The organism is Streptomyces sp. NPDC037389, from assembly GCF_040636475.1.
GTDB lineage: Bacteria > Actinomycetota > Actinomycetes > Streptomycetales > Streptomycetaceae > Streptomyces > Streptomyces hesseae.
This window is the reverse complement of sequence record NZ_JBEZUS010000010.1, coordinates 292,746-312,387: the sequence shown is the minus strand read 5'-3', so window position 1 is coordinate 312,387 and position 19,642 is coordinate 292,746. Positions and strand designations below refer to the sequence as shown.

Here is a 19,642-nt window from a genome sequence, read left to right as displayed (position 1 = left end):
TCCGCCGCCCATGGTCAGGCGTGAGCGGTCAGACGGGCTCGGAGACGCGCGCCTGGGTGATGAGCCGGTCCAGCAGCGAGAGCAGGCAGCCGCGGACGTCCTCACCGGAGCGGGCGTCGAGCAGGAGGACGGGGGTGTCCGGGTCCCTCAGGTGGAGGGCCGCCCCGATCTCCTCGGTGGTGTACGGCTGCTCGCCGTCGAAGCAGTTCGCACCGACGACGAACGGCAGTCCGCGGTTCTCGAAGAAGTCGATGGCGGGGAAGCCGCGGTCCAGCCTCCGGGTGTCGACCAGGACGATCGCCCCGAGCGCCCCGTTCAGCAGGTCGTCCCACATGAACCAGAAGCGTTCCTGGCCCGGTGTGCCGAAGAGGTACAGGACCACTCCGGCGTCGTTGAGGGTGATGCGGCCGAAGTCCATGGCGACCGTGGTCGCCGTCTTGCCCTCGATGCCGTCGAGGTCGTCGACCCCGACGCCCGCGGACGTCAGCCGCTCCTCGGTGCGCAGCGGATCGATCTCGGAGATCGCTTCGACCAGAGTCGTCTTGCCGACTCCGAAGCCCCCGGCGACGAGGATCTTGACGGGGGACGCCTCCGGTGCGGCGGTGTCATAGGCGGGCAAGGTTGTCCCTGATTTTCATGAGCAGGTGGACATTGGAGGTCTCGGAGGCGTCCAGCGGCGGCCGGTGGCGGATCAGGCCGCGTTCCAGCAGCTCGCCGAGCAGGACCACCATGGGAGTCAGCCGCATCCGCATCCGGGCGGCGATCTCGGCGACGGCCCGTCCGCTCGGCGGCGGGCACATGGTGAGGATCTCCTGCCACTCCGTGGGCAGGCCGCCATGGCCGTGGCCGGCGTCGGCGGTCGCCGTGATCACGGTGTCCATCGTCAGGCCGTGGCGGGACGCGGCTGTACGCCCGTCGGTGAGGGCGTACAGCCGCGTCCGGCGGCGCCGTCCGGGCTGGGGGGCGGCGGGCATTACGCGGTGGGCGCCTGTGAGCGTTCGGGGGTGCCCAGCCATTCGCCGAGCGCCTGCGCGGCGCGGACCGTCTCGCCACCCAGTTCCCCGAGCCGGGCCTTGCGGGAGGCCACCACGATCAGGGTGCTGCCCGCTCCGCACCCGACGATGCACAGGTACCGCTCGTCCATCTCGACGAGTTGGCGGATCACTCCGCCGCCGTCGATCTCCCGCGAGATGGCCTTCATGGTGGACGCGATGCCGGAGGCCGCCGCGGCCACCCGTTCGGCCTGGTCCCGCTCCAGCATGTAGGCGCTGAGCTTGATCCCGTCGTTGGAGAGGAGTACGGCTCCCTGGATCCCCGCGATCCTGCTCAGGTTGTTGTCCAGGATGCTGTAGATCGCATCGTTCTGTGTCGTCGTCATGGCTGGTCCTGTCGGAGCTCGAGTTCCACTTGCCTGGTGCTGTCTTCGTAGTCCGCCCAGGCGTCGGCCACCTCTTCGGGCGTGGCGGCGTCCCGGCCCACCGGTTCGGCCGCACGCGGCTCGCGGAGCCGCTGGGTCATATGGGTCTGGGGGACGCGCTCGGGGAGAGCCGGCCGGCCGGGGGCGTCCCCGGAGCCGGACCGGGGCGGTGCTTCCGGCGCCGTGTTCCCGGCCTGCCGCACCTGCTCCTTCCGCGGGCGGCGCGGCAGTCCCGGAGCGCCGGGAGCGGGGTCGTCCGCCGGATCACCGGCCCGCTGCCGCGTGACGAGCTTCGGCCGCCGCTCCTCGGCGGGCCGGGGCACGGGCGCCGGCTCCTTGACCGGCTCGGGCGCCGCGGTGCCCTCCCGGGCCTCCCGGGCCTCCCGGGCCGGCACGAGGTGCTCACCCGGGACGATCACCACGGCGGACGTCCCGCCGAACGCCGACCGGCGCAGCGTGACCGTCGCCCCGAGCTGGTCGGCGAGGTGGCCGACCACGAACAGGCCGAGCCGGTGGGCGTTGCTGGCCAGCACGGAGTACGGCGGAGCCTCGTGCAGCCGGCCGTTCATCTCCTCGTACCGCTCGGTGGTCACCCGTGGGCCGCGGTCCTCGATCTCGACGCAGAGGCCGTCGCCGACGAGTTCGGCCCGGATGGCGACCCTCGCCGTCGGCGGGGAGAAGCGCGTGGCGTTGTCCAGCAGTTCCGCCAGGAGGTGGCTGAGCTGGCTGATCACACCGGCCTCGACACTGGTCTCGTCCATGGCGTGCCGGTCGATGCGACGGAAGTCCTCGACCTCGGCGGCCGCCTCCCGCAGCAGGTCGGCGATGCGCATGGGCTCCATGTGCGGGTCGGGGATCTCGCCGCCCGCCAGGATGAGCAGGTTCTCGATCTGCCGCCGCATGCCCACCGTGAGCTGATCGGACCTCATGAGCTCGGCGAGGAGCGCCTCGTCCTGGCCGAAGGCGTCCTGGATGTGCTCGGTGAGGGCGAGCTGCCGGCTGACCAGGTTCCCGGTCCGTGCGGCGATGCCGGAGGCGAACACGCTGAAGCCGTGGCGCTCGTCGGCGAGCTTGCGGTGTCCCTCGACGGAGACGGCGACGACGTGGGCGAAGGCGTCGCTGATCCGTCCGACCTCGTCCTGGTCGCCCCGCGGCCGCGGCAGTGCGTCGGCGCCGACGGCCTCTCCGCGCTGGAGGCGGTCCACGACGTCCGGCAGGGTCTTCTCGGCGACCGCGACCGTGCGGTCGTGGAGGGAGCGCAGGCGGCGCAGGACCGAACGCGTGGTGAAGACCACGACGGCGACGACCAGCAGGAGGGCGGCACCGCTGGCGGCCACCAGCAGGACGACCTGATTCTCCAGCTGCGCCGCCCGGTCGTCGGCGTGGGCGAGCAGCTCCCGCAGCTCGCTCTCGTCGAGGGTGTTCAGCCGGCCGGAGAAGGTGCCGTAGGCCGCCCGCCAGTCGCTGACGTCCGGCGGCAGCACGACGCCGGACGGGACGTCCTTGTGATCGGAGACGACCGCCTTCTCGATGCGGGCCTTGGTCTGCCAGGCGTTCGAGGTGAGGATCCGCTGGAGGGCGTCCTGGTCGTCGAGGGGCAGGTCGAGGGCGACCGTGTCGTACAGGTAGTCGCTCGTGCCGACGGCTTCGACGAATTCGCCGAACCTCGCGGACGTCAGCTTTCCGGAGGGGCCCGCCAGCGCGAGGATGGCGTCCTCGCGGGCCACCACCTCCGCCGCCGAGAGCAGGGCCACGAGCGATGTCGTCTCCTGTGTGAGCGCGCCGTCGTCGACGTGGTTGAAGTCTCCGTAGCAACGGATCGTTCCGCTGATCACGTCGGTGTAGTAGTCGACGGTGTCGTCCGGGCCGCCGTGGCGCGCGTCGGCGTGTGCGCGCTGGGCGCCCAGGTCGGCCAGTCGCCCCGTGACGTCGCGGAGGCGGTCCTTGGCCCGGTCGGAGTGGAGCTGGCCTGGATCCGACGACTTCAGGAACGCGGCCACGGCCCGGTCGGTCCCGGCCCGGCGGTCACGCAGATCGGCCGCGGACACGGGGGTACCGGACCACCAGGCGGCGGTGGTCGCGCGCTCCGCCTGAAGCCTGGTCATGAGCTGGTACAGGGGTACGCCGGTCTGCCGGCCGGCCAACACGTCCTTGCGCAGGTGCCCGGACTCCTGAACCGACCGGTCGGTGCTGATGAGGACCTGGACGCCCATCGCCACGGTGGGCACCACCGCGAGCCAGACGAGCAGGGTACGCAGGCGCACGGTCCGTCGTCGGCTTCGTCGACTTCTTCGCGCCGGCTCGCCCTGGCCTTCGGATCCTGTGGGAGTCATCAGTCCTCGTCAAACACAGCCGACCATTTCGGAGTGAGTGCCGATCATAACCAGCCAATTTCAGAAAGGCCGGTGGAGGTTGGCTCACAGGATTGAGCAGGAGTCACTCACGAGAATTTCATCGCCGTTTACGGTGATTGCCGGGTGTGCCCGAAAGCGGGTCCGGCTGACGCCGGACCCGCTCCTGTGAACCACGCGCGTCGAGCTCCGCTATTGAGGCTTCCCCCGCTACTGCACGGAGCGGAAGACGGCGAAGGCCTCGTCGCGCCAGACCGCGGCCGCCGCGTCCTCCCCGAGGCTGCCGGAGAAGTTGCCGATCTGGACGGGGCCACCGCTGTCGAAGGTGTCGCCGTCGACGAGGGGACCGCCGCTCGCGCCGCCGGACAGATCGCTGTCACCGGTGCAGGGCCCGCCGCGGCCCAGGATCTGCGGCGGGTTGTCCGGACCCCAGTAGGGCTCCTTCACGCAGGTGTGGAACTGGTCGGACTTGGCGGGTATACCCGCGATCACCACCCGGTTCGGCAGCGTGACGGTCCCGAACCGGTAGCCGGAGGAGCCGACCTTGTCCTGGACGTGGGTGCCGTTCTGGGTGTTGAGCGCGAGAAACGCGGAGTCGCTGCTCTGCCGGCCGGCGCTGTCGTTGACCACACCGACGGAGCGGAAGGTCCACTTGCCGTAGGGAGCGTGCTCGGTGCCGCCTGCGTCCTTGGAGTAGCCCGGGGTGAACTCGTACTGCGCCTTGGGGTTCACCCGGCCCTGGTCGTCGTGGGGTATGCAGTGCCGCGCCGTGGCGATGACGTCCTTGCTGTCGCTGGTGATCACATTGCCCGTGCACGCGCTGACCCACCAGGTGCTGGGGTTCTTCTCGTCGGGCCAGGCGATCCGGATGCGGCCGGTGGTGGCGCGCAGCCTGCTCTCGCCCGCCGAGCCGGCCGTGAACGCGCTCTTGCCCTTCTGCTGTGGCGCGACGGCGGGCGCCTTCACGATCCGCCCGGCGCCCGGCTCTGTAGCCCGCGTCGGCCCGGCCTCCGGCTTCCAGTCCGGCAGCTTCCCCGTGAACTGCCGGAAGGTGCCGCTCTTCTCGTTCTCGGCCCAGAAGGCGCGCTGCTGGGCATCGGTGGCCGTGGCCCGGCTCTGGACGCCCCCGTCCACCGCGCGCGGCGCGGACGCGACGGACTCGGCGGGACCTGTGGGCGGGGTGGTGGCATACACCTGAGCCATGGGGAGAGCGGCGGCCAGACCGGCTGTGGCGAGCGCCAGGGTGACGGCATGTCTGCGCAACGGATGCTCCATCCATCTACGAGTGCGGGTGGTGGTGCCCGGACCGTAGGTGGATGTGTTCAACACGCGATTGACGGACCGGTGAACGACCGGCCCGCGGAGGCCCCATCGCCTCTTTCAGGTGATTGCCGCCGATTGTCGTGATGGGGTGATTTTCTGCCGCTACGGTGATCGGGTCGATGGGGGCCGGGGGTCAGGGGTGGGGTGGGTATGGAGCTGGAGTACTGGCTCGGGCGGGGAGTCGAAGCCTTCCGGGAGTGGGCGCGAACGTACGGCGGGTTCGCGACGCACACCGCGATGGCGGTCGACGAAGCGGCCTGTGAGGTGGCGTTCGAGGAGCTGACCGCCCGGCTGCGCGGCAGTTACCCCTTCTTCCACCCCTGCTACGCGGGACAGATGCTCAAGCCGCCGCACCCGGTGGCGGTCGCCGGCTATGCGGCCGCCATGCTGGTCAACTCCAACAACCACGCCCTGGACGGCGGTCCGGCCACCTCCGTCATGGAGGAAGAGGTGGTGGAGCAGCTCGCGGAGATGGTAGGTTTCGCGGCCCACCTGGGGCACCTCACCAGCAGCGGCACCCAGGCGAACCTTGAAGCCCTGTTCGTCGCCCGAGAAGCCCGCCCCGGCACGGGGGTTGCCGTCAGCGCCGAGGCGCACTACACCCACGCCCGGATGTGCCATCTGCTGGGCGTCCCCGTATACACGGTGCCGGTGGACGATCGCGGGCGCATGGACATGGCCGAGCTGGAGAGGCTGCTGTCCACCGGGGTCGCCGGCACAGTCGTCGCCACCACGGGCACGACGGCGCTGGGTGCCGTCGACCCGCTGCACCGCATCGTCCCGCTGGCACGCCGGTACGGGGTGCGCGTCCATGCCGACGCCGCTTACGGCGGCTTCTTCCGGCTGCTGACCGATGGGAAAAACGACGGGGAACAGGCACTCGTCGCGCCGGAGACCGGGGACGCTCTGCGGGCGATCGCGCAGTGCGACTCGGTGGCGATCGATCCGCACAAGCACGGTCTGCAGCCGTACGGTTGTGGAGCGGTGCTGTTCGGGGACCCGGACGTCGCCCGGTTCTTCCGGCACGACTCGCCCTACACCTACTTCACGTCCCGCCGGCCTCATCTGGGGGAGATCAGCCTCGAATGCTCCCGCTCCGGCGCGGCCGCCGCCGCTCTGTGGCTGACGCTGAAGCTGCTGCCGCTCACCCCTGACGGGCTCGGGGCGGTGCTCGCCGCCGGGCGGCGGGCCGCCGTCCGCTGGGCCGAGCTGATCAGCGCCTCTCCGCACCTGGATCCGTACCAGCCTCCCGAACTCGACATCGTCACGTACTACCCGGCCGCTCCGGGGAGTTCGCCACCTCGCATGTCCCGTGTCGGCGCGGCGAGCGAGGACGTGCTGCACCGGGGGATGAACACCAAGGAGGACCCCGTCTTCCTCAGCGTCGCCCGTGTCACCGCCGGCGCGTTCACCGCCCGCCACGCCGATGCTGTCGCGGACAGCGACAACACCCACGTATTGCGCAGCGTGCTGATGAAACCGGAGAGCGAGCTGTATCTGGAGCGCCTGCACCAGCGGGTGGAGCAGCTGGCCAAGGCATCGTGGCCCACTCCTCGGAGGTGCGGCCGATGAACAGCGAGACGCCGCTGACGCCTCTGACCTTGGCCACCGACTCGCGCATCCCCGTGCGGGCGGCGGCCGTTGCCACGACCGCCGATTACGACCGCTACTTCCACATCGCGCGTCAAGCGCCGGACCTGACGTCCTGGACATGCGACGTGCTCCGGCTCCAGAGAGCCGTCCTGGCCGACCTTCCGCACACCGGTCTGGACGACTCCCAGCGTGCCGCCGTCCTGACCGGCCTGTTGCACGCCTCCCACGCCACGTTGACCGCGTGGCTGCGGCCCGCGCCGGGATCCGTACCGGACGGGCCCGCCGACGGCCCGTGCGACGCATTGCGCCGCTGGAAACTCGGCCATCAGCTCTTCCACCTCCTCCTCACCACCATGAACAGCACCCTCGACAGCACCTTGGCCGCCGTGGGCGCGGCCCGGTGGGCATCCGTCCGTCACGGCCTGGAGCGGTTGCGGACGCTGTACGACGCGGCCACCGCCGCCATGGCCTACGCCTCGGACTTCCCCGCATCCGTCTACGCGAACGACGTACGGCCCACGATGGAGCCGCCGTTCGCCGCACCGGGCTTCTCCGGAATGCTCAATCAGGAGCACCGCGTCATGACCGAGCGGACGCACGCCCTCAGGACCGCGCTCGGAAACCTGTCGGCGCCGGCGCCTTCCCTCGCCGTGATCCGTCACGAGGAGACTCTGCTGCGGGCGGCACAGCGAAGGAACCGGAAGGCGCACGCGGCGATCTGCGAACGCAGTGTGCCGGACGGCGCCTCGCTGCTGCTGCGGCACACCACCCCGCCGAGGAGCGACCGTGCGACATGCGAGTGAGCGCGTGAGTCCCGCTTCGCGGGCCGTGGGGGACATCGAGGGCGTGGCCGCGAGGACCGGTCTGCGGCTGCTGGCCGGCCTGGTCGACGAGGTCGTGTGGCTCGACCACTGCCCCGCCGTGAGCGCCTCGTTCCAGCCGGCGCCCGCCTGGCTCCGGCACGAACCGGTCTCCGCCTGGCAGCCCTTGCCGGAACCCCCGGCCGACCGACGGCCATGCCCGCCCGGTCCACGCCGTGTCTGCGTGTCCTTCGCCCCCGAGCACGGGGACAACGCCCGTAGCTGGGCCCGTACCCACGGCTACCGGCTGCTGGCCCCGGACGCCGGTGTCACGGCGTGGGCCGCCGACAAGATCAGTGCCACCCGGCTGTTCGCCGAGGCCGGGGTCCCCGTCCCGCCCTTCCTGGTGATCCCCGCGACAGGCCGCGAGCCGGCGGAGGCGTACTGGAGCGGCCGGTGGCGGCGGGCCGTCGCCCAGCGGGCGGAGAACAATCTCATCGGCCGCGGGACCGTCCTCGTCGACGGGCCGTCGGGCTTGCGGGCCCGCCTGGACGCCTGGCCGGACGAGCCCGTCAAGCTCAGCCGCTTCGCTCCCGGGATCTCCCTGACCGTCACCGCGTGCGCCGGGCCGGACCGGACCGTCGTCTCGGCGGTCTCCCACCAGCTCGTCGGGCTGCCCGAGCTGGCCGCTTCCTGGGGCGCGCACTGCGGCAACCAGCTCGTCGGCCCGGACGACCTGCCCGAGGGGCTGTACGGGCAGGCCCGAGCTGCCGCGTACCAGGTGGGCGAGGTCCTGCGGGGACGTGGTTTCCGCGGTGTCTTCGGCCTGGACCTGGTGGAGGAGGGCGGCCGGCTGCTGGCCGTCGAGGTCAATCCGCGCTTCCAGACGGTGGTGTCCCTGGTCCAGGCCGCCGAGGGCGCGGCGGGCCTTCTGCCGTCCCTGGGCCTGCACGTCCTGTCCTTCCTCCTTCCCGCCCTGCCCCCTCCGGCGGCCGGACGACTGCCGCCCGGCCCGCGCCACAGTCAGCTCGTGGTGCACGCCCGTACGGACGCCGTGGTGCGCCGCCCGCCCCCGACGGGCCGCTACCGCAGGGACGGACACGTGGTGACGGGACCGCTTCACGGGCCGCCCGTGGTGTCCGGGCTGACCGACGACGAGGCCCTGTGGTGGGCCGTCGCCGACTCCGGGCCGGTCACCGCGGGCCAGGAGCTGGCGCTCGTCCAGCTCCCGGGGCCGGTCGCCGGGCTGCGGCCCCGTCCGCGGCTGCGGCCCGGCGCCTCGGCCTGGCTCGCGGCCCTCGCCCCTGACACGGGGCAGGAGGGCTCGCACACCGAGGCCGAGCCTCCCCCACTGCGGCTGGACAAGCGGCGGATGCGCGAGGCCGGACGCCACGCCGTCGAACTCGTCATCGACCGGATGACCGCCCCCGGCTCCCGGCCGCCCTGCCACGTCCCCTCACCCGGCGCGCTCCGGGCCGCCCTCGACGAGCCCCTCCCCGAGCACGGCACCCACGACCTGCCCGGCCTCCTCGACCACGTCACCGAGCGGGCACTCGCCGAGGCGACCCGGCTGGACCACCCGCGCTGCTTCGCCTTCGTGCCCTCCACCGGCAACTTCCCGGCCGTGCTCGCCGACGCGCTGGCCTCCGCGTACCTCTCCGTCCCCGGCGCCTGGCTCGTCGGGGCGGGCCCCACCCGGATCGAACTGACCACCCTGCGCTGGCTGAAGACGTTCCTGGGCCTCCCGGACGGCCACGGTGGCCTGTTCGTCAGCGGCGGGTCCGTGGCCAACCTGACCTGCCTGGCCGTCGCCCGCGACCACCGGCTCGACGGCGGGCCGCAGCCGCACGCCCGGCTGTACTGTTCCTCCCAGGCCCACCCTTCCGTCGCACAGGCGACGCACCTCCTGGGCCTCGCCCGCGAACAGCTCACCATCCTGCCTCCGGACGACGGCCTGCGCCTGGACGCCGACGTCCTGGCCGAGCGCGTCGGCCGCGACCGACGCGCGGGACTGCGCCCCTTCGCCGTCGTCGCCACGCTCGGCACGACCGGCACCGGGGCCGTCGACCCACTCGACCGCCTGGCCGGTCTGTGCCAGGAGGAAGGCCTGTGGCTGCATGTCGACGGCGCCCACGGCGCGGCCGTCGCCGGCACCCCACGCGGTCACCATCTGCGGAACGCCCTCGGCCGGGCCGACTCCCTCACCGTCGATCCACACAAATGGCTGTTCCAGCCCTATGAGATCGGCTGTGTCCTGCTACGGCGTCCCGAACTGCTCCCGGAGACCTTCGGCGTGGCGCGCCACGCCCTGGACCAGGGGTATCTCCGGCCGGCCCACCCCGCCACCCCGGAACCGGAATGCGAGGAGGTCAACCTCTCCGACTACGGCCCGCAGCAGAGCCGCGGTCTGCGCGCCCTGAAGCTCTGGCTCTCCCTGAAGACCTTCGGCGCCGCGGCCTTCCGTCAGGCCATCGAGCAGGGCGCGGACCTCGCCGAGTACGCCGCCGGACTCGTCGAGGCCCACCCCGAGCTGGAGCTGGTCACGCCACCCGGGCTCGCCATCCTCACCTTCCGCTACCGGCCCCGGGACGCGTCCGCGACATGGGACGCCGACGCGGCACAGGCACACATCAGCCGCAGGGTGTGCGCCGACGGCGGGGCGGTCCTCCTCACCACCACGGTGCGAGGAGCCACCGTGCTGCGGATGTGCACCATCAACCCCGCCAGCACCCGTGCCGATGTCGCGTACGTACTGGACCTGGTCACCCGCTACGGCCGCGACGACATCAGCCCCTGAGTTGCCGCCCGGTCAGACGATCACCAGCGTCGACGGCCCGGTGATCAGCTCCACCCCTCCCTTCGACGCGCACTTCAGCGGATCGACCGTGACCTGAAGCCCCGGGGAGGCCACCGTCCGGCCCTTGAACTTCCCCTTCACCACTCGGCCCACGACCAGGACGACCGCGTGCCCGGCCACCTGCTGTACGTTCCCCAGGTGGTAGACGACCGTCGTCCGCTCCCCTGTGTTCCAGGTGATCCGCTCGGCAGTGGTCGCATCGGAGAAGAAGCAGCCGTTCCACCCGCCACCGCTGATCGAGGACTCCCCCGACCGCAGTGCCGGATCCGTGGAAAGACAGCTGTACGCACCACTGCCGCCGATCCGGGTCCGTCGCGCCGCCAGCGACAGGCCGGGCGAGAACGAGATGGTATTGCTCCCCGCGCAGTTCACGGCAGCACGCGATGCGTGTGCCGAAGGGTGTGCCGACGCGTCAGGCGCCATATGCGCCAGCGCCGCCAGCGACGCCGCCACCACGCACCCGAGCCGCCTGCCCCATGAAAACCGTCCGCCCATGTCTGCCCAACCCCTCCCGCAACGCCACCGCGTACCGACGGCAGCATCCTTTCGTCCCGGCCCGAAGCACGTCCGGCACACGGCGCGGAAGCTGGCGACGAGCAGCAGCACGGTGTCCCCGGGCGGCGCGGGAGCGCACCGACGCGCCCGGCACCGCCGCGTCCCTCCTGAGGGCCGAAAGGCGGGTCAGCTGTCGCGCCCCGGGAGGGTTCCCGGCTTGCGGGCCTCCCAGAACTCGATGAGGAAGGCTCCCTCGCGGGCGGCCCGTGTCAGTGCGCGGGCGCCTTGGACCATGAACTTCCTGACCGGGGAGTCGTCGAACTGCTCGCCGAGATCGGCCAGCTGGTCCAGGTAGTCCCAGGTGGCCGTGAGGTCGCCCGTCGCTTCGGCGTCGCCCACGACGACGCCGGTGAAGCCGGCGCGCCGCAGTTGTTCGGCGAGCCCACCCGGCGTGGTGAGGTGCGGCAGGGCGTAGTAGCGGCAGACCGGCTCGACGAGGCGCCGGCGTTCTCCGTCGGTCAGTCCGTCGCCGGCGAGCCACTCGTAGCCGATCGAGAGTCCGCCGGGTTTGAGGACCCGGGCGATCTCGGCATGGGTACGGTCCTTGTCGGCCGTGTGGCAGATGGCCTCGAAGGCGTAGACGACGTCGAACGATGCGTCCTCGAAAGGCATGTACATCGCGTCGCCGTGGACGAACGTGGTCCGCTCCTCCAACCCGAGCTCGCGGGCTCGGCCGCGGGCGCGCTCGACACGCCCCGGGGTGAGGTCCAGTCCCGTCACATGGGCGCCGGAGATGCCCGCGATGTTGAGTGCGGGACCGCCCACCCCGCTGCCCACGTCGAGAGCGGTCATGCCGGGGCACAGTCCCGCACGTTCGGCGAGGAACCTCTGGCGCGCGGCGAGGGCGTCGACGTGGGAGTCGCCGGGCTTGAGGGGGGCGAAGTGGTGGGACGCGCCCCAGCCTTCCAGGTACAGATCCGTGACCAGGTCGTAGTAGGACGTCACGAGGTCGCGGTAGTGTCCGCTGCGGGCGGAGTCGTCTCCCGCGGCCAGTTGCCGGTAGCGCTCGAGCGACACCTCGGTGGTTTCCGCCATCCTGGACTCTCCTGTTCTCTTGGGCTGTTCGGCTGCCGGGGACGTCCCCCGTCAGTTGCGGGCGACCTCAGTCGCAGGAGACCTTGTCGTAGATGTCGAGGAAGGCGCCTTCCGCCCCGTACTTCCTGCGCGCGTCGAGGTGGAGCCGGCTGTCGAACATGGACCAGAACTCCTCGCGCGTCATATGTGAAGCGACGTAGGGGACTTGGAACCCGCCGTTGTCCAGCAGCCAGGCCTCGAATTCCCTGGTGGCCCGACGGGCGTCCCAGGGCCGGCCGAGCCGGACGGGTTCCGGCGTCTCGAAGACGACGGCGATGTCGACGTAGAGGCCGTCCGCGGTGCCGGGGCTCACCATGCCTTCCGGCTCCGTGCGGCGCAGTGTGACCGGACACAGCCACATGCGGTCCACGTGGAACACCTCGCGGCACTTCTCGATCGCCTCCGGCAGCGCGCGCACGGGTACGAGGGCCTCCTGCGTCGCCGTGTTCCGCAGGTACATGCGGCGGATCCCCGGCGTCTCGGTGCGCTTGAGGAAGGCGATCTTGGGTGGCATGAGCCAGCCCAGGGTGTACCGGAACAGTGGATGGTTGCCGCTCGGCACCAGCATCTCGGCCGCCCAGTAGATGCTGCGGCTGTGCCGGAAGTAGAAGTCCCGCAGCGGAACGTACTCGACGTTGCGCCGCTGCCGGCACCGTGCCCGGGCGTGCTCGTGGAACCAGGGCTTGTACCACCGTCCCATCCGGTTGACCGTGCCGTCGCGGGCGCGCGGGTGGTCGACGAGTGTTCCGGTGACCACGACGCCTTCCGTCGGTGAGAAGTGGAAACCCTCCACGAAGTCGGGCGCGTCGGGGCCGGTGGAGTACGACTCGACGCACTCGGCGAGTGCGGACGCGCTGCCGAGCCGGTGGTAGGTGAGGCGCACCCATGGGGCGGCCGGGACGATCCGCAGTTGCACGGAGGTCAGCAGTCCCAGGGTGCCGCGGCTCCAGGGCAGGGCGTGGAAGAGGTCCGTGTGGTGGGTACGGTCCGCCACGACCACCTCGCCGTCGGCCAGGAGCACTCCACAGGATTCGACGTTGTCCGCGAACAGGCCGTGGCGGTGGGAGGACGTCTCGATGCCGTAGCCCATGACGAGACCGCCGACGGTGAGGTCCTCCAGCTCCGGCACGACCGGCAGGGTCCAGCCGCGCGGCAGTGCGGCGGTCAGTCGTCCCATGGTGACCGCCGGCCCGACCGTCACGGTTCGGCGCTCGGTGTCCACGTGGAGGATGCCGTCCAGCTTCACCGGCACCAGGAACGCCCCGTCCTTGTAGGACGTGGTCCGGGAGTGCGACACCGACCGCCACTGCGGGCGGGCGGTGCAAAGAGGTCCGTCCCCGCCCTGCCGTTCGCGCTCACGCACACGGGCCTGCATCCGGGCCACGCGCCGCCGGTGGCGCCGCAGCGCGCCCGCCCGGCGGCCGAGCAGCCGGGAGGACAGCGCCTCGGCCAGCGCGTAAGCCTTGGACAGGGGCAGCAGGACCGGGACCACGTACAGCCAGCGGTGGTCGGCCAGCCACTGGACGGAGCGGGGGACGGGCGTCTGGTTCATGGGCGGGCTTCCTGTGGTGGGGAGGCGCACGGTTCGGCGGTGCGGTGGAGGATCCGCGGCGGGCCGTTGCGGGCGCGGGCGTCAGCCACCGCGGGGTGGAGGGATGACGCGCCCGTCGGCGGTGGCGATGCCGGAGGGGTGGGGGCGTGCTCGGTCACGGTCGAGGAACTCCTCCCATTTGCGGATGGTCAGGTCCTGGAAGAGGCCGACCGCGGGGTTGAGTTCGACGATCGGGGCGGCGTAATGGGTCTCGTAGCCGAGCTGTTCCGCCTCGACGGCCGCGCCGTCCTCGCACAGCAGCGGTTTGACCACGAGCGCGCCGGCCACGCGCATGAAATGCGGCAGCAGTCGGCGGGGCAGCGTCCACCGGGTGCCGGGGATCGTCACGGCGTCGAAGTAGAAGACGAAGAAGACCCGGCTGGTGCGCCGGTCCATCGGCAGCACGAAGCACCAGTGCTTGATCGACCCCCCTGTGTCGGAGCGCTGGTAGGGATAGTCGAAGGCGAGCTCGATGGACGTGGTGTCCACCCGGCTCCGGTCCACGAAACCTGAGGTGAGGCGGCCGCCGCCCACGCGGGTCTCGTACGACAGCTCCACCCGGTCCTCGATCAGCTCGTGGCGGGTGAGCTTGGCGTCCCAGAACGGACGGTAGCGGCGGTGGAGATAGCTGTGGGTGAAGTCGCTGACGTTGTCGATGATCATCGAGTGGTGGGCCTGCCAGGTGTACACGGCGTCCAGCCGGGCCCACGGCCTGCTTCCCGACAGTTCCGGGATGGCCGGGATCGTCCGCGCGCCGGCCAGGGCCGGGTCGCCGGGGAAGATCCAGATCAGGCCGTGCCGGGTGGTCACCGGGTAGGCGGGCACCCTGACCTCGGGCCGGGCGCGGCCGAAGAGGTCATGGGCGTAGTGCACGACGTTGCCCTCGCCGTCGTAGGTCCAGCCGTGGTAGGTGCAGGTCAGATGGCAGCCGTTGACCTCTCCGCCGGAGAGCCTCAGCTGCCGGTGCGCGCAGCGGTCCTCCAGGGCGTGGAGGCTGCCGTCCGCACCGCGGTAGACCACGATGGGGTGGCCCCAGAAACGGGTGGCCAGGGTCTTTCCGCGGGGCAGTTCGCTCTCGTGGGCGACGGCGTACCAGTAGTCGGGATCCATGCCGGCGGCCCGCACCCTGGCCCGCTTGCCGCGCGCCTCGGCGAACGTCGCGGGGCCGGGAGGGAGAGGGCGCCCCGTCCGGGCCCGCCTGGGGTCGCCGGTCACGACGGCTCCACGACACGCCCGCGCCGCCCGTTGGGACGGGGCGCGGGCATCGCCGCCCCGCGCCGTTCCACCAGCCCGCGGTCCGCGAAGCAGCGGTAGGCCTGGTCGACGGCGGTGGCGATGTCCGTGGGGCGGTAGCCCAGGACGTCGCGGCTGAGGGAACAGTCCGCCCGCCGCTCGGAGCGCAGGAAGCGGACGGCCGCCGGAGTGAAGCGCGCCTCCCGGTGCGGTGTGAGTACCGACCGCGGTCCCTCGGCGAGCCGGGCCAGCGCCCCCATGGCCGGCGCGGGCATCCGCAGGCGCGGCTTGGGACGTCCGGTGGCCCGTGCGTAGAGGTCCATCATCTGGTCGACCGTGCGGAACTCGGTGGACAGCAGGTACTTGTGTCCCGACAGGCCGCGTTCCATGGCCAGCAAGTGGCCCTGTACGAGGTCCTGGACGGAGACGAACTCGAAGCCGCCGGGGATGTAGGCGTGCAGCCGTCCGTGCGCGAAGTCGAGGAGCACGCGCCCCATCCGGGACGGGCCGTAGTCGTGCGGGCCGATGATCGCCGTCGATACCGCGACCACCACATGGAGGCCCTGGGCCGCGGCTTTACAGCATTCGTGCTCCACCAGCACCTTGCTGCGTGTGTACGGGGTGTGGGCGCCGAACGGGTAGTGCAGGTCGCGCTCCGTGCTGGCCCGCCCCGGGGACGAGCCCGTGGCGCTGAACGACCCGGTCACCACGACCCGGCGCACGCCGTGCCGCCGCGCCGCTTCCAGTACGTTGCGCGTGCCCAGCACATTGACCGCGTGAATCGCGCGATGCCCGCGTGCCGTTGTCGAGATGCGCGCCGCGCAGTGGTAGACGCTCTCGCAGCCTTTTACGGCGGCCGCGACCGCCGCCGGATCCCGTAGATCGCCGACCGTCCGGCGGACGGGGAGTCCGGCCAGCGCCTCGACGTCCGGTCCAGGGGGTGCCACCAAGGCCCGGACTTCATGGCCATTGGCGAGTAGGCGTCGCACAAGGTTGGCGCCGAGATGCCCGCTTGCTCCAGTCACCAGAATCACGGCCCTCCTCCCCCACCGTTTTCAGTACGTACGGGGAATGAGCGTCCCGTCGCCTGTTGTCAGCCCGGGAAGGCTTCCCCGTCCGGCGGCCGAAATTCTCGCGCCAGGGGTCGCACGGGATACTCGGAGGCGGCGTACGAAATCCGTCCATGCCCCGAGTCGGATCATCCGAAGATGTAATCGTCGGTTTTATAAGGTGTTCCGCTTCTGCTTCGCTTGCGCAGCATATCGATCAGAGGCCGAAGGAAGGATCCGACCGAAAGCCTGAAGTCCCGAAAGTCCGAAATCCCGAAGGAGGATGACGACACATGGCGACGCCCGACACCACCACCGGCGGATCCCCGGCCTTCACACCGGTGTCCGGTGCGCACCGCGCGTACCACGCCGCTTGCGCGCGCCTGCTCGGCCTCCAGCACGAAAGCGGTGCGTGGGAGGGCGAGATGGAGTGGAGCACCATGATCCTCTCCCAGTACGTCATCGTCCTGCACATCCTGGAACGCGGTCCGGACGAGCCCACACGGCAGGCGATCCTCCAGTGCTTCCGCACGACCCGTACGCCTGAGGGAAGTTGGGGCATGCACCCGCAGGCGCCGCCGTCGGCGTACGCCACGACGCTGGCCTACGTGGCCCTGCGCCTGCTCGGAACCGACCCCCGTGACCCCCTCGCCGCAGATGCCAGGAAGTGGATCCACGCACAGCCGGGCGGTGTCCACGCCGTTCCGCAGTGGGGGTTCTTCTGGCTCGCGGTGCTGGGCCTGGTGCCCTACCGGCAGGTGGCGCCGGTTCCCCCTGAGGTGATGCTCCTCCCCAGGTGGGCGCCCTTGCACCCCGAACGACTGCTGGGCTGGACCCGGATGCTCTACCAGGCCATGGCCTACCTGTACGGCGCGAAGTTCCGCGCGGACCTGGGTCCCGTGGCCGACGACCTCCGCGGCGAGCTGTTCCCCGGCCTCGGCCCGAGCCCGAGCCCGAGCCCGGGTCCGGGTCCGGGTCCGGGAGCCGGCGTCCGCCCTGGTCACGGCACGGACGTGTACGTCACCGGAGGCCGCGCCCTGCGGGTGCTACAGGGGTGCTTGCGCGGCTGGGAGCGGGTGCACAGCCGCCGCCTGCGCCGCGCCGCGCTGGAGCGCTGTCACCGGGCCGTCGTCGACGAGCAGCACGCCTCGCCGCACCACGGCCTGTCCTCGGTGAACGCCCTGGTGGAGTGCCTGGTGCTGTTCGCCCGGAACCGGCGCCACCCCTTGCTGGACGGCGCCGTCGCCCGCCTGCGCTACTGGTGCTGGCAGGACGACGAGCGCGGCCTGCGCGTCTGCGGGGACCGTTCCGTCGTGTGGGACACCTCCTACGCCGTGGAAGCGCTCCTGCCGGGAGGCGCCGCCCGTACGGACCTCGGAGCGGACGCCCGCACAGGCCTCGGAGCGGACCGCCGGCTGGGCCCGGCGATCGGCCGGGCGCACGCCTTCCTGCGCGAGGCGCAGATCACCACGTACACCGGACGCGTGCCGCCCCTGCGCACCGTCCGATACGGCTGGGCGTTCTCCGACGGCCACAGCCGCTGGCCCGTCAGCGACTGCACGGCCGAAGCCGTGAGCGCCCTGTTGCGAGCGCAGGACGCGACCGGCCCCGGCGGTCACCGGATGCCCGCGACCGCCCGTCTCGACCGGCGGGCTCTGCACGGCGCGATGGACGTCATGCTGGACCGGCAGAACCGCGACGGCGGGTTCGGCACCCTCGACCGCCGACGTGCCGGCGGCTGGATGGAAGCGCTCAACCCGACGGAGATGTTCGCCGGGTGCATGGTCGACGCCTCCTCGGTCGAATGCACCGGCTCCGTCCTCACGGCCCTGGGCCACATGGCGCCCCTGCTGGAACCGGCCGCGCGCCGCCGTGCCCGAAAGGCGATCGCGCGAGGCGTCGCCTACATCCGCGCGTCCCAGAACGACGACGGGTCCTTCAGCGGAACGTGGGGCATCAACTACACCTACGCCGCCTTCCACGCCGCCCGCGGGCTGCGTGCCGTGGGGGTTCCGTCCGACGACCCGGCGCTCGTCTCGCTGGCCCGCTGGCTGCGGGAGTCCCAGCTCAAGGACGGCGGTTGGGGCGAGGACTGGCGGAGCTGCCTCGGCCGCCGTTACCTCCCACTGGACAGCGGTCTGCCCGAGATGACCGCCTGGGCGGTCCTGGCCGGGCTCGACACGCTCGGGCCCCGGCACCCCGTCGTCGAGGACGGCGTCCGCTGGCTGTGCGCCCACCAGCAGGCGGACGGCTCCTGGGCCGGCGGCCACGTCAACGGCGTCTTCTTCACCACGATGATGCTCGTCTACCGCCTCTATCCGGTGTACTTCCCGGCCATGGCCGTGGGCCGCTACCTGCGGGCCGTCGCCCCGCCCGCTCCTGCCACCCCCGCCGCCCGGATCGCGACCGAAGGCCCCGGAGGGACGACATGACCACCCGAGCGCAGACCACCTCCTCGCCCGGAGGGCGGGAACTCCCCGCTGTCGAGGGCGGGTTGCCGGTGATCGGGCACGCGGCCCCCTTCGTCCGGGACCCTGTGGGTTTTCTGTTGCGCGCCCACAGCAGGCAGGGTGAAGCCGTGACCTTCTCGCTACCGGGCCGGCGGGTGGCGTCGTTCTGCGGTCCACGGGCCAACGCCGCGGTCCTGGGCCTGGACGACTCCGAAGCGGACCGTCGCCCCGTCTACGAACCGCTCGTGACTCCCCTGTTGGGCCCGGGGGTGGTCTTCAACGTCCCCGAGGACGTCAGGACATGGCACGACTCCCTGCTGCTGCCCCATCTCCGACGGGACGCCCTGGCCCGGCACGCCCCGGTCATGTTCGATCAGGTCGAGCGGTACATCGCCCCGTGGCGGGCGAGCGGCACGTTCGAACTCATGGCGGTGATGCACGATCTGACCACACACATCACCGCCCACTGCCTGATCGGACCACGGTTCGGCCGTACGCTCGGACCGGCCCTCCCCGCACTGATGAACCAGCTGGAGTCCGCCTTCTTCATGTCCTTCGTGATCGGCTCCCGTGCCCTCCTGCCCCACCACCGCCGGGCCGACCGCGCACGAGAGACCCTCACCCGGGCCATCAAGGAGATCGCTCCCCGCGACCGCCCCGAGGGCGCCGAACGCAGCCATTTCGAGGAGCTCATGAGTGCGGTGGGGCCGGACGGCCGTTCCCTGGACGAGGACACCGCGGCCGCCCTCATGCTCGGCTGGCTGTTCGCCGCGGCCTCCACCCCGGTCCACGCCGCCTGGGCGGGAGTCCTCCTGCTCCAGCACCCCCAGTGGCTCCCCGTCCTGCGCGCGGAACAGGAAGCGGCCTTCACGGACTACCCACCGACCACTCTTTCACCACTGCACGAACTGGAGCGCCTGGACCACTGTCTCCTGGAGGCCGAACGCCTCCACCCGGCGGTCTGGCTGCTCGCACGCACGGCCGCACGAGATTTGTGCGTCCACGGCTACCGGGTACCACGCGGCCATATGCTGTGTGTCTCGGCGGGAGCGTCGCACCGCCTGCCCGGCGTGTTCCGCGACCCCGGGACGTTCGATCCCGACCGGTACCTTCCGGGTCGCATGGAACACGGCAACACGCCCTATGCCTTGATCGGTTTCAGCGGAGGCCGGCACCCCTGCCTGGGCATGACCTTCGCCCAGCAAATGATGAAGGTCATCTGGAGTGTCCTCCTGCGCGCCTTCGACCTCGAACTCGCCGACCCCGACGTTCGCGAGGCCCGCACCGCCATGCGGCACCGGCCCCGGCAGCCGTGCACGGTGCGCTACCGCCGCCGGAATCGATGACCA

General features: G+C 71.6%; 15 protein-coding genes. 5 read left to right on the top strand and 10 right to left on the bottom strand.

Translation table 11 applies throughout. The features are described 5' to 3' along the window. Positions 1-28 precede the first annotated feature (28 nt). From AB0E98_RS23725 to AB0E98_RS23705, 5 genes are all read right to left on the bottom strand, one after another. Entirely contained in the window at positions 29-619 is a 591-nt protein-coding gene (locus tag AB0E98_RS23725) for an ATP/GTP-binding protein (protein WP_361705858.1), read from the bottom strand. Next, positions 606-974, bottom strand: a complete 369-nt coding sequence (locus tag AB0E98_RS23720) for a DUF742 domain-containing protein (protein ID WP_361705856.1) — start codon at positions 972-974, stop codon at positions 606-608. The genes AB0E98_RS23725 and AB0E98_RS23720 overlap by 14 nt, the downstream gene beginning before the upstream one ends. Continuing rightward, entirely contained in the window at positions 974-1,378 is a 405-nt protein-coding gene (locus tag AB0E98_RS23715) for a roadblock/LC7 domain-containing protein (protein ID WP_361705853.1), read from the bottom strand. Before AB0E98_RS23715 ends, AB0E98_RS23720 begins: the two co-directional genes overlap by 1 nt. Then, positions 1,375-3,681: a nitrate- and nitrite sensing domain-containing protein gene (locus tag AB0E98_RS23710; protein WP_361705850.1), complete on the bottom strand. Its 2,307-nt coding sequence runs from the start codon at positions 3,679-3,681 to the stop codon at positions 1,375-1,377. The genes AB0E98_RS23715 and AB0E98_RS23710 overlap by 4 nt, the downstream gene beginning before the upstream one ends. Before the next feature lie 297 nt (positions 3,682-3,978). After that, complete coding sequence (locus tag AB0E98_RS23705; RefSeq protein ID WP_361705847.1) at positions 3,979-5,031, bottom strand: hypothetical protein; 1,053 nt, start codon at positions 5,029-5,031, stop codon at positions 3,979-3,981. A gap of 210 nt (positions 5,032-5,241) precedes the next feature. Between AB0E98_RS23705 and AB0E98_RS23700 the strand changes: the two genes are divergently transcribed. The 3 genes from AB0E98_RS23700 to AB0E98_RS23690 are packed head-to-tail and all read left to right on the top strand — an operon-like array spanning position 5,242 to position 10,281. After that, on the top strand, positions 5,242-6,663 hold the full coding sequence (locus AB0E98_RS23700) for an aminotransferase class I/II-fold pyridoxal phosphate-dependent enzyme (protein ID WP_361705844.1): 1,422 nt from the start codon (positions 5,242-5,244) through the stop codon (positions 6,661-6,663). After that, entirely contained in the window at positions 6,660-7,487 is an 828-nt protein-coding gene (locus tag AB0E98_RS23695; protein WP_361705842.1) for a hypothetical protein, read from the top strand. The genes AB0E98_RS23700 and AB0E98_RS23695 overlap by 4 nt, the downstream gene beginning before the upstream one ends. A 4-nt stretch (positions 7,488-7,491) precedes the next feature. Then, positions 7,492-10,281, top strand: a complete 2,790-nt coding sequence (locus AB0E98_RS23690) for a pyridoxal-dependent decarboxylase (protein WP_361705840.1) — start codon at positions 7,492-7,494, stop codon at positions 10,279-10,281. Positions 10,282-10,293: 12 nt separating this feature from the next. Here the strand turns inward: AB0E98_RS23690 and AB0E98_RS23685 are convergent, their stop codons facing one another. The 5 genes from AB0E98_RS23685 to AB0E98_RS23665 form a co-directional block, all read right to left on the bottom strand. Continuing rightward, positions 10,294-10,713, bottom strand: coding sequence for a hypothetical protein (locus AB0E98_RS23685; RefSeq protein ID WP_361705837.1), 420 nt, complete (start codon positions 10,711-10,713; stop codon positions 10,294-10,296). Positions 10,714-11,022: 309 nt separating this feature from the next. Further along, positions 11,023-11,931, bottom strand: a complete 909-nt coding sequence (locus tag AB0E98_RS23680; RefSeq protein WP_361705835.1) for a methyltransferase domain-containing protein — start codon at positions 11,929-11,931, stop codon at positions 11,023-11,025. A 67-nt stretch (positions 11,932-11,998) separates the two neighbouring features. Next, a complete protein-coding gene (locus AB0E98_RS23675) occupies positions 11,999-13,522 on the bottom strand; it encodes an FAD-binding oxidoreductase (RefSeq protein ID WP_361705832.1) in 1,524 nt (507 codons plus the stop codon). An 81-nt stretch (positions 13,523-13,603) separates the two neighbouring features. Continuing rightward, complete coding sequence (locus tag AB0E98_RS23670; protein WP_361705830.1) at positions 13,604-14,776, bottom strand: aromatic ring-hydroxylating dioxygenase subunit alpha; 1,173 nt, start codon at positions 14,774-14,776, stop codon at positions 13,604-13,606. Continuing rightward, on the bottom strand, positions 14,773-15,819 hold the full coding sequence (locus tag AB0E98_RS23665; RefSeq protein WP_361705827.1) for an NAD-dependent epimerase/dehydratase family protein: 1,047 nt from the start codon (positions 15,817-15,819) through the stop codon (positions 14,773-14,775). The genes AB0E98_RS23670 and AB0E98_RS23665 overlap by 4 nt, the downstream gene beginning before the upstream one ends. A gap of 317 nt (positions 15,820-16,136) precedes the next feature. On the opposite strand from AB0E98_RS23665, the gene AB0E98_RS23660 reads away from it, so the two are divergent. Further along, the gene (locus AB0E98_RS23660) at positions 16,137-18,275 is read left to right on the top strand and encodes a prenyltransferase/squalene oxidase repeat-containing protein (RefSeq protein WP_361705824.1); all 2,139 of its coding nucleotides are present in this window, start codon (positions 16,137-16,139) and stop codon (positions 18,273-18,275) included. Beyond that, positions 18,272-19,639 (top strand): cytochrome P450, encoded by a 1,368-nt coding sequence (locus AB0E98_RS23655; RefSeq protein ID WP_361705823.1) that lies wholly within the window; start codon positions 18,272-18,274, stop codon positions 19,637-19,639. Before AB0E98_RS23660 ends, AB0E98_RS23655 begins: the two co-directional genes overlap by 4 nt. Positions 19,640-19,642 lie beyond the last annotated feature (3 nt).